The sequence below is a fragment of the Pseudomonas sp. OV226 genome (assembly GCF_003148705.1).
Lineage (GTDB): Bacteria > Pseudomonadota > Gammaproteobacteria > Pseudomonadales > Pseudomonadaceae > Aquipseudomonas.
On sequence record NZ_QGGS01000034.1, the window covers coordinates 13,559 to 31,223 of the forward strand.

Annotated in this window: 4 protein-coding genes; 2 read left to right on the forward strand and 2 right to left on the reverse strand. The window is 60.4% G+C overall.

Annotated features, from left to right (window positions below; translation table 11 throughout):
* Positions 1–265 precede the first annotated feature (265 nt).
* Both C7534_RS30680 and C7534_RS30685 read left to right on the forward strand, forming a co-directional pair.
* Positions 266–14,428 (forward strand): Ig-like domain-containing protein, encoded by a 14,163-nt coding sequence (locus C7534_RS30680; protein ID WP_158283946.1) that lies wholly within the window; start codon positions 266–268, stop codon positions 14,426–14,428.
* Between the two features lie 373 nt (positions 14,429–14,801).
* Positions 14,802–15,422: a 3'-5' exonuclease gene (locus C7534_RS30685; RefSeq protein ID WP_335739954.1), complete on the forward strand. Its 621-nt coding sequence runs from the start codon at positions 14,802–14,804 to the stop codon at positions 15,420–15,422.
* Here the strand turns inward: C7534_RS30685 and C7534_RS30690 are convergent.
* Positions 15,419–15,973 carry a Mov34/MPN/PAD-1 family protein gene (locus C7534_RS30690; protein ID WP_109788082.1) on the reverse strand — a complete coding sequence of 185 codons (555 nt, stop codon included), beginning with the start codon at positions 15,971–15,973 and terminating at the stop codon, positions 15,419–15,421. The two genes, C7534_RS30685 and C7534_RS30690, sit on opposite strands and share 4 nt — an antisense overlap.
* Positions 15,970–17,637: a HesA/MoeB/ThiF family protein gene (locus tag C7534_RS30695; protein WP_218278096.1), complete on the reverse strand. Its 1,668-nt coding sequence runs from the start codon at positions 17,635–17,637 to the stop codon at positions 15,970–15,972. Before C7534_RS30695 ends, C7534_RS30690 begins: the two co-directional genes overlap by 4 nt.
* Between the last annotated feature and the right edge of the window lie 28 nt (positions 17,638–17,665).

Genomic DNA, 17,665 nt, shown 5'->3' on the forward strand with positions numbered 1-17,665 from the left:
CCCTGGCTGGTCGATGCTGGCTCCTGATGTCGTGACGAAGCACCTCCAGCTCCGTCATTCCCCCGTAGGAATCATGATCATGGTTGTAAAGAATATTTCGATTGTAGTGAGCGCGCATGGCAAGACCACGGCTCATGCCCTCGTCGCCAACGGAAGTGCACCTCTCAAGATTACAGCTCATGCCCACGACAAGTTCGTGCTAGTGGATGATCACGGGGTAGCGCCAAAAAACGTCAGGCTGCGTCGAGTAGGGAAGGATCTGCGAGTGAACCTAGAGGGGGAGTCCGAACCGGCATTGATCATCGAGGATTATTTTGTCGAGCCGGCTCCGGAGGGGCTGTATGGCGTGGCCGAAGACGGGCAGTTGCATGCCTACGTACTGGACGACGGTGCGGGCGCGGTGGCCAACCTTTCTACAGGCCAACTGGCGCCGGCAATCCTAAGCGCTAATTCGTTGGGCAGTGGGGCCGCCTATTTGGGCAGTAGCGGCATCGGCGGGATGGGACTGTCGAGCTTCGCGCTGGCAGCCGGTGGTCTGGCGCTAGCCGGCGGCTTGGCGGCAGCCAGCGGTAGCGGTAGCGGTAGCCACGCTAACGGGGACTTTGTGCTCAAGCCAACGGCGCCACCGCCGCCTAGCGCTCTCGTGGTGGACGATGCAAGTGGCGATGGCAAGATCGAAATCTCCGGGCAGGCCTTGCCCGGCGGCACCGTGACGGTGACTTGGCCCGACGGCAGCATCAGCCGAGTAGTGGTAGATGCCAACGGCAACTGGCGTGCCGAATCGCCGACGCCGCAGCCGGCACTGCCTCCAGTAAGCGTGGTTGTCACTGACCCCATAGGCAACGTGAGCCCGCCCGCGACGATTGCCGGCGTAGACACGGTGGCGCCGGCGGCAGCGAGTGAACTCGTGGCGAACGATACCGATGCTGGCGGCAAGATTGATCTGTCGGGCAAGGCCGAACCGGGCAGTACAGTGACGGTGACCTGGCCCGATAACAGCACAAGCCAGGTGCCTGTGAATGAGGACGGCACGTGGAACGTGGAGTCGCCCACGGTGCAGGTCAGCGGTCCGGTGAGCGTCGTGGTGACTGACCCGGCGGGACATGTGAGTCCCCCAGCGTCGATCGTCTACGTGGATACGGTCGCCCCATTGCCACCCAGCAGCTTGGTGGCCACCGATAGCGACGCCGACGGCAAAATTAACCTCTCGGGCATGGCCGAGCCCGGTACCACTGTGACGGTGAGTTGGACTGACGGCAGTACCAGCGAGGTGGTGGTGGAAGCCGATGGTAGTTGGAGCGCGCAATCACCCATGGGCCAGCCGGCAGGCTCAATCACAGTGGTGGCAAAGGATGCGGCAGGTAATACGAGCGACCCCGCCACGGTCGCCGGCATCGATACGTTGATCCCTACACAAGTCGTAACCATCACTGGCCTGACCGACGATGTCGGTGGTCATGTGGGCGCCGTGGCCAATGGTGGTACGACAGACGACAACACCCCCACCTTTTTCGGTACGCTGTCTGCGCCGCTGGGCGTTGGTGAATCGCTGCGTTTTTACGACGGTGCAACCTACCTTGGCGATGCAGGGGTGAGCGGCACTGATTGGAGCTTCACGACACCCTACGTCGTCGACGGCACGCATAACTTTAGCGCGAAGATCGTGGACGCAGCCGGCAACGCGGGCTTGCCGTCGAGTGTCTTCACCTTGACGACGGACATCCTCGTCCCGATCGCTCCGCAAATGAGTTTGGCCGCAGACACTGGTGGGGATACTGGCGACGGCCTGACCAACAACAAGCAGGTGTACGTCAGTGACCTGGAACCAGGTGCGAACTGGGAATACAGCAGCGATGCTGGTTTGACGTGGAACCTTGGCAGCGGTAACAGTTTCGAACTCAGCGAAGGCTCGCACGACTATGTCGTGCGTCAGATCGATGCCGCCGGTAATCTGTCCGACAGCCCAGTGCATACTTGGGTGCTGGACACCAGCGTGCCCGTGACACCGAGCCTCGCGCTGGCGGACGACACGGGCGTATCGCATACCGATGGAATCACTAGCAACAACATCGTCAATGTAAGCGGCCTTGATCCGGCCTGCACAAGTTGGGAATACAGCACCGACGGGGGCGATCACTGGCAAGTTGGCCAAGGCAGCAGCTTCTCCCTCATCGAGGGGCCGGGCAACTATACCGTGCGTCAGACCGATGCCGCTGGCAATGTCTCGACGCCTAGCTCGCCGGTGCCTTACGTGCTTGACACCATCACATCACCAGACGGCGTGCTGCCCGACCTGCTGATGCCCGAGTACAGCATCGGCAACTACATCAACCTAGCCGAGTCAATTTCGGGAGCGGGATCGACCATAGTCGTGGGGCCCTATGACGGTATGGCCATCGGTGATGTGATCAAACTGAACTGGAACGGCACGTTCATCGAGCACACTGTGGTTCTCGGCGAAGTGGGTCAATCGATCGACATGCTGGTGAGCACCGCCGACCTCCAAGCCAACAACGGCAGCTACAACGTTTGGTATACGGTTACCGACATCGCTGGCAACGTGAACAGGAGTATCCCGCAGTCGATGTTCGTCGACACCGAGCCGCCAGGTGATCCCAAGTACCCCGTGGTCATTAACGGCAGCGGCATCAACGCTGCCGAGGCTGAGCATGGCGTCAAGGTTTTGATCCGCGAGTACTTGGCCATGGACGTGGGTGATGTCATCACGCTGAATTGGCAGGGGCACACGGTGACCTACACGGTGAGCTCCGCCGATCTGGGCAAGGACATTGTGCTCGATATCCCGGCTGACAAAGTCATCGACCTCAACGGTGGGGCGTTTACACTCAGCTACACGCTGACTGACAGTGTGGCCAACGTAGCTCCTGGCTCGCTACAAACTCAAGTGGTCGTGGATATGAGCCCACCAGCCGTCCCGGGCCTGCTGTTGGCGCCAGGGAACGACACGGGCGCGGATGATACCGATGGCATCACTTCGTACCTATTTGCTGAGGTGAGTGGCTTGGAGCTAGACCCGGCCGGGTTCTGGGAATACAAGGTCGATTCCAACGGTACGTGGCAGGCTGGCCAGGGCAGTAGCATCACATTGATTGATGGTACGCACGACTACTATGTGCGCCAGATCGACGCGGCGGGCAACATCAGTGACTCCAGCGTAGCGCAGAGCTTCACCCTGGATACTATTACGGCTCTGCCAACTCTTGCACTGGCGCAGGATACCGGTACGAATACTGCTGACGGCGTGACCAACAACGATCAGATAACCGTAACGACCGAGCCCGGCGCGACATGGGAATACAGCAGCGACGGTGGCAACACTTGGCAGGCTGGCAGCGGCAACAGCTTTACGCTGACCGAAGGCTCCCACAGCTATCAGGTACGCCAGATCGATATCGCCGGTAACGTTTCCGACGTCACACAACAGACCTTTGTGCTGGACATCAGCGTAACGGCGCCGACTCTGGCGCTGGCGCAGGACACCGGCATATCGGTCGTCGATGGCAAGACCAAAATCGGTGTGGTCAACGTCGACGGTCTGGAACCTGGCGCAAGCTGGGAATACAGCAGCGACGGCGGCGCCACATGGCAAGTCGGCATGGGTGCCAGTTTCGTCCTCGACGAGGGCTCGCACAGCTATACCGTGCGCCAGACCGACAAGGCCGGCAACCTCTCGCCCCCCAGCCTGGCACAGACCTTCGAGCTCGATACGAGCGTGGGGGCTGCGACGCTGAGTCTGGCACAGGACACGGGCCTGTCGACCAGTGACGGCTTGACTAGCCAAGGCTCAGTGATTGTATACGGCTTGGAAACAGGCGCGAGCTGGGAATACCGCGTCGATGGCGGCGCCTGGCAGTCGGGTTCGGACACCAACTTCGACCTGAGCGAAGGCGCGCACAGCTACGTGGTGCGTCAGACCGATGCGGTCGGCAATGTGGCGGTTAGCCCGGCGTACAACTTTGTGCTCGATACCGGTGTGTCGACGTCGCCGACGCTGAGCCTGGAGCACGACACGGGCGCCTCGGACAGCGATGGCATCACCAGCAACAACGTCGTCAAGGTCAATGGCCTGGAAACCGGCGCAAGCTGGGAATACAGCAACGATGGGGGCTTCACCTGGCAACTCGGCTCGGGCACCAGCTTCATCCTCGACGAGGGTTCGCACAGCTACGCCGTGCGCCAGGCCGACGCCGCTGGCAACAGCTCGATTGCCAGCCCAGCGCAAACCTTCGTGTTGGCCAGCTTGGAGTTGGAGCCCCCGAGCGGCCTTGTGGTCAATGACGGTGACGGCGATGGGCGGATCGAAATCTCTGGCGTGGCCCAACCCGGTAGCACGGTCACGGTGACCTGGCCCGACGGCAGCAAAAGTCAAATACCTGTTGCTAGCGACGGCAAATGGAGCGCGGAAGCGGCGGCGACCCAGCCCATAGGCACGGTGAGCGTGGTTGCCTCCGATCTGGCCGGTAATGTAAGCCTGCCCGCGGTCATCTCCGGCGTGGACAGCATAGCGCCGCCAGCACCCAGCGACCTGGTAGCGGATGACACCGATGCCGACGGCAAGATCAGCCTGTCAGGCAAAGGTGAACCGGGGAGCACCATCACGGTTACTTGGCCAGACGGTATCAGCAACAGCCAGACGACGGTGGATGCAGACGGCAACTGGAGCGTCGAGTCGCCCACGGTGCAGACCTCCGGCCCGGTGAGCGTGATCAGTACCGATGCGGCGAACCATGACAGCCCGCCCGCATCGATTAATTACGTCGATACAGTTGCTCCGGCTGCCCCGACGGACTTGGTGGCCGCTGACGCCAATGGTGACCGCAAGATCGAGCTGGTCGGCAAGGCCGAGCCCGGCAGCACCGTGACCGTGACCTGGGCGAATGGCACGGACACCACCACCGTGCTGGTGGGAGACGATGGTACCTGGAGCGCTCAGTCGCCGGTCAGCCAGCCCCCGGGTTCGATCAGCGTGGTTGCAACGGACGCCGCCGGCCATAAGAGTGACGCAGCCACCATAGCCAGCATCGACACCTCGCTGCCTGCCTCCGCCATCACCATCGTCGGCATCAGCGATAATGCCGGTGGCCATACAGGAACCGTGCCCGACGGCGGTGAGACAGACGACAACACACCGACCCTGTTGGGCACACTGTCGGAAGCCCTGCAGCCTGGTGAAACACTGCGCATCTACGATGGCGCCACTTACCTCGGCGATGCGGTGGTGACCGACACGAACTGGACTTTCACCCCCCCCGTACTGGGCGACGGCACACACCAGTTCAGCGCGAAGATCATCAACGCAGCTGGCAACTCGGGCCTGCCATCGAGCTCCTTCACGCTGATTACCGACATTGTCGCTCCACTTGTCCCGGTACTAACACTGGCCGCCGACACCGGTAGCGACGGCAATGATCACCTGACCAATAACAACCGCGTAAACGTCGGCGGCTTGGAACCCGGTGCGAGCTGGGAATACAGCGTTGACCATGGCACGACCTGGAAGCCCCTCACCGGCAACAGTTTTACCCTTGTCGAAGGCTCGAACGACTGTGCCGTGCGCCAGACCGATGCCGCTGGAAATGTGTCCCAGAGCCCTTGGTATCCCTATGTGCTGGACATCACTGCGCCGCTGCTGCCCGCGTTCGCACTGGACGTCGACTCGGGTATATCAGCCAATGATCGCATCACCAACAATGGCATGGTGAACGTCAGTGGCCTCGACGGTAGCAGCCGCTGGGAATACAGTGCCGACGGCGCCGACTGGCACGCCGGTTCGGGAAGCAGCTTTGTGCTCAGCGAAGGCGAGCATAGCTACGCCGTGCGCCAGATCGACGCGGCCGGTAATATTTCTACGAGTCCGACCACCACATACACATTGGATACAGCACCGGCTGCAGCCCTCAGCCCCTTGCACATTCCAGAATACGAGAACGGGTTCTACATCAACGCGGCCGAAGCTGCAGATGGCACCTCGGTGACGTTGGAAAAATACTTCGGCATGGCAGCTGGCGACGTCATCAAGCTAGTCTGGGGCGGTCAGGAGTTCGAACTATGGACCGTCGACGCGAGCGAGGTGGGGGGCGATCTTAACCTGGTTGTGCCCGCTGCGATTCTTGAACTTATCAACGGCAGCTTCAATATCGCCTACTCGGTCACCGATCTGGCTGGCAACGTGAGCATGAGCACACCACAGTCGATGTTCGTCGACACCGTGCCCCCTGACGATGCCAAGCCTCCCGTGGTGATCAATGGCGGTGGGGGGATCAATGCTGACGAAAAAGCTGATGGGATTCAGGTATTGATCCGTCCTTATACCGGCATGGCAGTCGGCGACAAAATTAACCTGACCTGGGATGGTGCTCCAGTAATACAAGTGCCGCCGGCGGATCCTGTATACATCGTGACCCAAGACGATGTGGACAACGGTTATATCCTGCTCGACGTTCTGGACAAGTATGTCCTCGACACCGGCGGGTCATCCGTCCAGATCAGCTATACGCTTACCGACAGCGCCGGTAACGCTGTGGCCAACAGTAATACGGTCCTTTTGGAGTCCTCCATCGTTGTGGATCTGATCCCGCCGGTAGCCCCAACGCTGGCCTTAAGGTCGGACACGGGTGTTGCGGGCGACGATATCACCCAAGACGGCCAAGTGAATGTAACTGGTCTGGAGCCCGGCGCGACTTGGCAATATAGCCTCGACGGTGGTGCCACTTGGAATTCCGGCAACGGCGGCGCCCCTTGGAATCCCGGTGATGCCGCCAGCTTCACTCTCAGCCTAGGCTCACACAGCTATGCAGTGCGCCAGACCGATGCCGCCGGCAACGTCTCTGCGTACAGTGCGGCACAGAGTTATGAGTTGGACATCACCGCAGCCGCCGCACCCACCCTGACCCTGGCGGCCGACACGGGCAGCTCGAACGGCGACGGTATCACCCAGAACAATTTGGTCAATGTTGGCGGCCTGGAAGCCGGCGCTACCTGGGAATACAGCATAGACGGCGGCACCTGGATCTCCGGGAGCGGCGGCGCACCTTGGAGTCCCGGTAACGGGGCCAATTTTGTCCTGGGTGCAGGTTCTCACGTTTACGCGGTGCGCCAGACTGACATCGCTGGCAATGTCTCTGCTGTCGAGCAACAGACCTTTGTGCTGGACACCAGCGTGGCGGTGCCGACCCTGACCCTCGCGGCGGACACGGGCAGTTCGGCCAGCGACGGCATCACCAAGCACAACCTGGTCAACGTCGGCGCCCTAGAGGACGGCGCGAGTTGGGAATACAGCGCCGATGGGGGCACCACTTGGTTCCCGGGCACGGGCAACAGCTTCGCGCTCAGCGACGGCTCGCACAGCTACAAAGTGCGCCAGATCGACGTCGCTGGCAATGTATCGGTCGCCAGCGCGGCGCGGATCTTCGTGCTGGACATGAGCGTGGTGGTACCCACGCTGAGTTTGGCTGTGGACACGGGCAGTTCGGCCAGCGATGGAATCACCCGGACTAATCTGGTCAACGTAGGAGGCCTGGAAGCTAGCGCAAGCTGGCAATACAGTTACGACGGCGGCGCTAGCTGGAGTGAAGGCACGGGCAGTAGTTTCACCCTTATCGACGGTTCGCACAGCTATGTGGTGCGCCAGACCGACAAGGCGGGCAACCTCGCCATCAGTTCGACGCAGACCTATGTGCTGGACACCGGCGCGCCTGCGGCAGCGTCCTTGGCGCTGGCATTGGACACCGGTATGTCGAACAGCGACGGTATCACTAACAGCGGCGTAGTGAACATCAGCGGACTGGAAGCCGGTGCAAGCTGGCAATACCAGGTCGACGGCAGCGGTACTTGGGTAAACGGCAGTGGCACCAGCTTTACCTTGGGCAACGGTTCGCACACCTACGCAGTGCGCCAGATCGACACGGCCGGCAACCTCTCGGCCGTCAGCGCGACGCAGACCCTAGTGCTGGACACAACAGCGTTCAGCGCGCCGACGCTGGCCCTGGTCCAGGACACTGGCAAGTCAACCAGTGACAGTATCACCAACAATAAGCTGGTCAATGTGGCGGGCCTTGAAAGCGGTTACGCGAGCTGGGAATACAGCGTCGATGGCGGCGCTTGGCAGGCCGGCAGCGGCACTACTTTCTCCCTCGGCGAGGGCTCGCACAGCTACGCGGTGCGCCAGACCGACAAGGCGGGCAACGTCTCGGTTGCCAGCACAGTAAAAACCTGGCTACTGGACACCGTGGCGGACGCCCCGCAACTGGTGGTGAGTGATTTCGACGGCAACAACAGACCCAACGTGGTGGGCAAGGCCGAGCCGGGTAGCACCGTCACGGTGAAATGGCCCGATGGCACAACCAGCAACGTGCTAGTCGATGGCAACGGCAACTGGGGTACGGAAGCGTCGGCGGTGCAAAATGCCGGCCCGGTGCTGGTCCAGCAGACCGACACGGCGGGTAATGTCAGCGGCTGGACTACGGCCCAGTACTTCGTACCGGCCGCCCCGGTCAATACCTACACACTGGGTGAGCAGGCGCGCCCTGTAATCAGCAAACTCGGCGACGGTGGCTGGGTCGTGGTGTGGCATAGCCTCAACCAGCTTAATTCAGGTTCGGACTATGACCTCTACCAGCAGCGCTATGACAAGACCGGCGCCAAGCTCGGCGGCGAGACGTTGGTCAACACCGTCACCACCAACACTCAGGCCGACGCCAGCGTAACCCAACTCAAAGACGGCGGTTGGCTGGTGACCTGGTGGGCGGGCGGCACCAGCAACATCTATCAGCAGCGCTACAGCGCGGACGGCTTGGCACTGGGGGGGCAGACGAAGGTGAACACCGACGCCACTGACATCCCCGGGCCAGAAATGACGGCCAACGTCACCGCGCTAGCCAGCGGCGGTTGGGTGGTGGCTTGGGTAGACTCGAACGATGGTTCGGGCACGGGTATCTATCAGCAGCTCTTCGACGCTAGCGGCGCGGCGCTTGGCGGACAGACTCGGGTAAACAACACCACTACCAACGACCAGAAGGTCGTGTCCCTAGCAGGCCTTCCGGACGGCGGCTGGGTGGCGGCTTGGCAGAGTTATCAGGGCAATACTTGGGATATGTATACCCAGCGCTACGATAAGAATGGCACCAAGATTGGTCCGACAGAGCTGTTGGCAGGGTCGAACACGACCATGGACCACCACGGCGAGGTGAAGGTCTTGGCGGATGGCAGCTGGGTGCTGGTGTGGACCGGGAACGACGACGTCTGGCAGCAGCATTTCAACAGTGACGGCAGCAAGGCAGGCACCTATAGCCAAGTTAACAGTTACGCCACCAACGAGCAGCGCGAGCCCCAGGTGACAGCCCTGGCGGACGGCGGCTGGGTGGTGGCCTGGGAGAGCAACGGCCAGGACGGCTCCGGCACCGGCATCTACCAGCAGCGTTACAACGCCGTTGGCGCCAAGGTGGGAGGGGAGACGCGGGTCAATACCTACACCAGCGGTAACCAGGGCGGTTTCAACGGCACCAGTGACTGGAACGCCAGCGTCCATAGCTTTGATATCACGACCCTGAACGACGGCGGCTGGGTGGTGACCTGGCAGAGCACCGGTCAGGACGGTTCCTCCTCGGGCATCTACCAGCAGCGCTACGATGCCGCAGGCAACGCCGTGGGCGGCGAGGGCGGCAGCTTCGTGTTCAACCTCAATGCGAACGCCGTGGCTGAACTGTCGGGCGACGCCATGATCAGCCATCTATCCGGCAGCAACGGCGCCCGCGATGCCATCGTGCTGAACGGTGGCAACATCACCCTGGACCTGTCGCTGATCGGCCAGAAGTCGGCCGCCGATGCCGGCGGCGTGGCACGCCTGCAGTCGATCGAACATATTGACCTGACCGGTAGTGGCAACAACACCTTGCAACTGACGGTGCAGGACGTGCTGGATCTGTCGCAGAGCAACCAGCTGGTGGTCGATGGCAATGACAAGGATTTTGTTATCGCCCAAGGCTTTACCCAGACCGGCGTCATGACTGCCAATGGCCACACCTATGTGGTCTACACCGGTTCGAACGGCGCAGAAACCGCCCAATTGCTGATCGATACCACGATCGACCGCTCAGGCGTGGCCGGCGGGGTCACGCCGCCGATTGGATTGGTGCTGGCCTTGGACACAGGTATCGCAGGCGACGGCGTAACCTTGAACAACACGGTCGTCGTAGACGGCCTCCAACCCGGCACGAGTTGGGAGTTCAGCAGCGACGGCGGAACCACCTGGACTGCCGGTACGGGCAGCAGTTTCAACCTAATCAATGGCGCGCATTCCTATGCGGTACGCCAGACTCAGGGCAGCAGCCTCGTCACCAGTGTGCTGCAACACTATTCTCTGGACACGACGGTCGCCGCCCCGCAAATCGTGGTGGCCGACGCAGACGGTGACAACCTTCCTGAAGTATCCGGCAAGGCCGAGCCGGGTAGCACCGTCACGGTAAAATGGCCAGACGGTAGCAGCACCCAGGTGCTGACGGATTCCAACGGCTACTGGAGCCTGGAAGCGCCGCGGCAGCAGATCGCGGGCACGGTATCGGTAACGCAGACCGACGCGGCAGGCAACCTCAGCGCAGCGGCTACGGCGCCGTATGGCGTGCCTAATGCCCCGGTCAACACCTACACCACAGAGAACCAGGTGCACAGCGCGCAGACCCAGTTGCCCGACGGCGGCTGGGTGGTCGCCTGGCAAAGCAAAAATCAGTACAGCACCACGTCGGGCTGGGACCTTTACCAGCAGCGCTACGACGCGACCGGCAAAAAGGTCGGCGCGGAAACCCTGGTCACCACCACCTCTGTCGCGGGCGGCGGGCAGGCCGATCCCAGCATTACCACGCTGAAAGACGGCAGTTGGGTGGTCGCTTTTCATAATGGCGGCAGCAACGGCGACGACGTGTATCAACGCCACTTCGACGCGAACGGCGTACCGTTGGGCGCCGAAGTAAAGGTGAATGGTGGCAACACGGCGACGACTTCAGTTGATGCGGCGCCTGACGTCACCGCCCTGGCCAGCGGCGGCTGGGTGGTCACATGGATGGGCACGGACTCCTCGAATTGGGGCGTCTATCAGAATCTGTACAACGCCAGCGGCGTCAAGGTCTATGGCGACAGGCTGGTCAACGCCACGCAGAACACCAACCAGCAGAACGCCAACACGACCGCGCTGGCCGATGGCGGCTGGATCACGGTCTGGGAAAGCCTCCAGAACGGCAACCAGCCTGACATCTACATGCAGCGCTTTGATGCGGGCGGAAACAAACTTAAGCCGAACGGTACAGCGGGTGGGACCGAGTCTGTGGTGGGCAATCTCACCAACGAGGATCGTCATGCCGATGTGGCAGCCCTGGCGGGCGGCGGCTGGGTGGTGACCTGGGCCGGCTATAACACGGCCCACGATGTCGTCGATATCTATCAGCAACGCTTCACTGCCGCGGGTGTGGGGCAGGGTCAGGTCATGGTCAACACCAGTACGGCCTACGCCCAGGAAGACCCTGTGGTAACCGGCCTGGCGGACGGTGGCTACGTGGTGGCCTGGACGAGCAACGGCCAGGATGGGGCCGGCATGGGCATCTACCAGCAGCGCTACGATGCTAGCGGTGCCAAGGTGGGCGGTGAGACCCAGGTGAACACCTACACCACTGGTAATCAGGGTGGCGGTTACCTCTCTTGCGAGATCATTGACTTTGCGGACGGCGGTTGGCTCGTGACCTGGCAAAGCGAACAGGACGGTGCCAGCAGCGGCATCTACCAGCAGCGCTACGACGCCGCCGGCAACGCGGTGGGTGGTGAAGGCAGTAGCCGGGTCTTCAACCTCGATGCAGCCGCTGTAGCCGACCTGTCCGACACCCTGGGCGCCCCGCTCCTGGGTAGCAACGGTGGCTACGACGGCATCGTGCTGACCGGCGCCAATAGCACCCTGGATCTGACGGACATCGCGCAAAAAACCCTCACCGATCCCAGCTGGGCTGCGCGTCTGCAGTCGATCGAACACATCGACCTGACCGGCGTTGGCGACAACACGCTGAATCTGTCGGTGCAGGATGTGCTGGACCTGTCGCAGACCAATCAGTTGGTGGTCGATGGCAACGCTGGCGACAAGGTCATGGGCGCAGGCTGGACCTGGACCCGGACCATCATCGCGCACGGTCACACCTACGAAGTCTACATGGGCTCGAACGGTGCGGAGGCCGCCCAATTGCTGGTCGATACCACGATCGACCGCTCGGCGGTACTCAGCGGCGGTACACCGACGCTGGGCCTAGCGCTGGCTCAGGACACGGGCATCTCGACCAACGACGGCGTGACCAAGAACAGCCTGGTAAATGTGGGTGGCCTTGAAGCGGGCACGAGTTGGCAGTACAGCGTCGACGGCGGCGTCTGGCAGACTGGCACGGGCAACACTTTCAACCTCACCGAGGGCGTGCATCGCTATCAGGTGCAACAAGCGGACCATACCAGCGCGGAGCGCAAGCTGGTGCTGGCGACAACGGCGCCTACGCCGCAACTGGTGGTGAGCGACCCTGATGGCGACCATCTGCCCAATGTGGCGGGCAAGGTTACGCCAGGGGCAACCGTTATGGTGAAGTGGGCGGATAACTCGACCACCAACGTGCTAGCCGACGCCAACGGCTACTGGAGCGTGGAAGCGACAACGGTACCTAGCAATAACACGGTGCAGGTCCAATACACCGATCTGGCAGGTAACGTCAGCGCCTGGGCCTCGGCCCAGTGCGTGGTGCCGAACGCCTCGGTCAATACTTTCACGACAGGCCAGCAGATGCGGGGGGAACCCACCAAGTTGCCAGATGGTGGCTGGGTGGTTGTGTGGCAAAGTTTTAATCAGCTGACCGGGACCTCGAACTGGGACCTGTTTCAGCAACGCTACGATGCGACGGGTGCCAAGGTCGGCGTCGAGACCAGGGTCTCCGGTGGCCCCACCGGCGGTGTCCAGGAATCCGATGCGGCCGTTACCGCGCTTGCGGACGGTAGCTGGGTGGTCACCTGGCAGAGTCCTACTCTCAACAATGTCTATTACCGGCATTTTGACGCAAATGGCGTGGCACTGACCGACGCGGTGAAGATGAATGCCGGTAACACCGGGACGTCGGGGCCTGATGCGGCGACCGACATCACCGCACTCAAGGACGGTGGCTGGCTGGCGACCTGGCTGGGTACGGATAGCGACAGTCGGGGCGTCTTCCAGGACCGTTACGACAATCTCGGCAACAAAATCGGTAGCGGCGATACGCGGGTCAACAGCACAGCCACCGGCGATCAGTCCGACGCCAACACCACCGCCTTGGTTGATGGCGGTTGGGTGACGGTATGGCAAGGCGGTCAAGGCGGCTCGATCAACATGTATATGCAGCGCTTTAACCCGAATGGCAGCATGCGGGGGGGCGAAATACAACTCAGCGTTGACGACTTGGATCATCATGGCGATGTGGCGGCACTGGCCGATGGCGGCTGGGTAGTGACATGGAACTCGACCACTGGGACCACAAGCTCGGGCAATACCGGGATTGTCCAGCTCCGCTACAACGCCGCGGGCGAGGCCCAAGGCACGCCGACTTCGGTGAATACCACCGTAGCTGGCGAGCAGCGCGAGCCGGTGGTGACCGGCCTGGCCGACGGTGGCTGGGTAGTGGCGTGGGAGAGTGAGAACCAGGATGGTTCGGGCTCTGGCATCTTCCAACAACGCTACGCCGCCGACGGCAGCAAGCTGGGCGGCGAAATCCAGGTGAACAGCTTCACCGCCGGCAACCAGGGGCACTGGGGTGGTTTCAGCGATTGGTCCAGCTATCACTCGTTTGCGATTTCCGACCTTAAGGACGGTGGCTGGATCGTCACTTGGGAGAGCACCGGTCAGGACGGCAGCGCCGAGGGTGTCTACCAGCAGCGCTTCGATGCCACCGGCAACGCAGTGGGTGGTGAGGGTAGCAGCTTCGTCTTCAACCTCGACGCGCCCGCTGTGGCCGTTCTGTCCGCCGACACGATGAGCACCCACTTGGTGGGGAGCGCTGGCGGCCACGACGCTCTGGTTCTGAGTGGTCAAGGTATCGAACTGGACCTGACGCTAATCGGGCAGAAGTCGGTTGCCGATCCCGGCCATGTGGCTCGCTTGCAGTCGATCGAGCACATCGACCTGAGCGGCAGCGGTGCCAATACTTTGAGGCTTACGGTTCAGGACATGCTGGATCTCTCGCAGACTAACCAGTTGGTGGTCGATGGCAATGCCGATGACAAAGTCATCGCTCAGGGTTGGACGCAGACTGGCACTATGAGCGCGGCCGGCCACAGCTATGCGGTCTACATGGGCAGCAACGGCACGGAAGTAGCGCAGTTGCTGATCGACACCACGATCAACCGCAACGGCGTGATCGCCTGAGCCAGCTCTGAGGCCCTGGTCCGCCCAGGGCTTCAGAACTTACCACGCTGTTTCGTGCTTTCTGCACCGGAGTGGTCGGGACTGTGCGATAGGCAATGAACATGCTTGGAGACTATCCGTGTACTCTGGCGGAGCCAGATTGAGGTCGGTCCGGACGGGGAGGATTGCACCTAAGCGATTTTCGCCTCAGACCACAGATATTCACCATTCAGTAATACAGTCGCGAGTTACTCAAAATAACAATCGATACATTTACCTCTCAGCGCTTAAATATCTGGGTACCAATAAATGGATCATGGATTCTGGTGCTCCCGACCTGCCTCTTCGGGCTTCCATCCACTGGATAGCTTCAACGTCGTGACACGCAGCAAACTTGGAAACTCCGTTCAAAACCGTCCCATTCACGCTGCTGACCCTTATTACCATGAACCAGAAACACGAAATTTTTTTCTCCGTCGACGTCGAGACGTCCGGCCCGATTCCCGGTAAGTTCAGCTTGCTAACGATTGGTGCCTGTAATGTCGATGCACCTGACCAGGTATTTTCATGTTTGCTCAAGCCCATTTCGGCTGATGTCGACACCGAGGCGATGGCGGTGACGGGACTTTCTCTTGAGACACTCGCACTGGAGGGGTTAACTCCAGAAATCGCCATGCGCCAGTTTCAGGACTGGGTGTTGACGATTGCGGGCAAGGACAGCATGCCCGTTTTTGTTGGGCTCAATGCTTCCTTTGATTGGTCCTTCATCAACTACTATTTTCACCGTTATCTTCAGTCGAACCCATTCGGTTTCTCCGCACTGGATATCAAATCGCTCTACATGGGCGCGACAGGGTCATGTTGGACTGATACTCGCTCAAGCCGAATGGCTGAGACGCTGCGCCCCCAATCGAGAGGAAACCATAATGCACTACAAGACGCCCTATACCAGGCGGAACTATTTCGTTTGATTAGGGCAATCGTGCCAGGCCCCAGTGAGAACCCTAGCGCCTAAGTTGGGCGACCCAACGTCGAGCCTAAATGTTCAGGCTTCTCGGCGGGCATCGACTTTAGCTTCTCGGGAGTGGCTTCTCTGAGCTGAACCCACTTATGGGTCGATTGGTGGCTGGCCACCCAGACAGCCATACGGGGAACACTTCCTCGATTGCCGATGATCACCATGAGATATCGTGACCTGTCTCCGCGAAAAGCGTCGAGGTATTCCCTAGTGGTTGCCTGGTCTCTTCCTGAGGGTGTTGGCACGTTCTCTGGGTGCGTATGCCACAAACCCACGGCATGGCGGTTATGAGAAAATTCAATCTGCCTATATCTATCGGAGGCATTGATATTCGGATTCCAGGCGAAGCGGCTACGGCGATCAGAAGGGTGGGGCCCGGTTGCTGCCGTGATGATCAGCCCACCAGCATCCGGCTCTGAACTGAAAATCTCCCCGCCTGCTTCCTTCTGCCAAAGTCGCCTTTGCGCATACGCATACATGTGGAACAAGGCTTGCTCAGTGAACAGTACATATCGAGTATTGTCGGGATAGAAAAATATCCTGTTCATGGAAATGGCCTGGTCAGGATCAAACCGTCATATGGAGCGGCCGCCTGAGCCCATTCTTTGTGGACGAGACCTGGCCAGTGCTTATCCAGATAGGGTTGTCCGCGTATCCAGCTACGCACCGACGGCAGGGGATGCTCTGCTGCGTAGTCGATCATCTCCAGTGCACACTCCGCCACCAACGCAACGGCATGGGCTGCAGCTGCAGCGGTATAACTCTGGAAGCGACTGCTGCATCCGGGCACTTGTTGGATGACTTCCTTTGGCCAGACTACTGACTCAAGCATGAACAGTGGATCCTCGGCGCCCTGTAGCCATAATTGTCCCGCAGGTAGCAGGCAAGCATGGGCGGCAGCGACATAGGGCTCCATCCAACCAATAAGCAAAGGGCAGGCGTGCTTCTGCCGAGCCCGCTCGACTTCTACTCTTACTTCTGGCTCGCCGGTGAGGTCGATTACCGTATCGATGCCCGCCAAAGAGTTCTTGGTTAACCACTGCGCGGTGCTCATTGCGTATGGAATTACCTGCGTCGCCGGGTAGCCGGAGTTTATCCGCCGGGCGACTGCAGCCACCTTTTTTTGACCGATGGATTCGGCGCTTAACAGATGTCGCCCCACATTAGCGGATGACATGGAATCCGCGTCCACCACCGATATTCGTCCGAGTCCCGCCTTGGCAAGATGATCAACCAACGGACTCCCGAGTGCCCCTGTGCCTAATACCAGAATATGTTTTGTCTGACGCTTAGCCACCTCAGGGTGCTGATCACGCCCCGACATCCAACTCGGGTCTAAGCGGGATACCAAAAGTGGCAGCGGTTTACGGGGCGAAGGAAATGTTTTCTTTTGCTGTCCCACGTCCAGAACCACCGGTGGACCATGTGGCAAAAGATAGGCGAAAGCAGCTTCATCACTCCTCAACAGCACCAAACGATGCGTGCTTTGACCGCGGCGGCTGCGAGAGGCTTGAAACTTTGAATACTCAGCGGGCGTAAGCCGGCCTTTAAGTAGTCGATCTAAATCGGACAACGTTTGAGGCCAGGTTGCGGGAGTCAATGCATGGGAAATGGGAATATCAGCCACCCGCACTCCAATACGTTGCTGTGTCCTCGGACCCACGGTCTGGACGAGGCGGCTGGTGATCAGTAACTGCTCATCCCCGGCAACGAGGATGCGATTGGGCATCAACAGCAGGCCGCTCCTGATCCTGGATTTTTTCGGGGGCAGATCAACTGTCCACACTTCCCGTACGGGATCAGTGTTGGAGCGAGCACGGCCAACCTCGATCGCCCAGTAATTGAGTGCTTCAGTCTCAAAGTCGCCGTCGAGATCGCCCTGCAGCCAAGGTTTGAGAAACCGTTCCAAGTAGGCGTGTAGAAGGAGAAGAATTCGATCTTCACTGGAGTAACCAAGACCTGGACCTGGATCACCTTCCATACAAAGGATACCGGCGTCATCGAGGTGTGGAATACGCAATACCGCATCGGGGGAGAGTTGAACGAATGCTTTGCCGCGCTCAGGGAATCCTTTTGGCAGACGCAGCTCCGCCCATTTGAATTCTCTTCCCAGCTGAAAAACTGGCAGCTTTAGCGAGTAGGCTGTCATTCCAGCATCCCGGACCAGGGACGAAGGCTGCAAATCCGGGAATTTATCGCGAAGTACAGCCAAGTTAAGACTCAATTAATTCACCGTAATC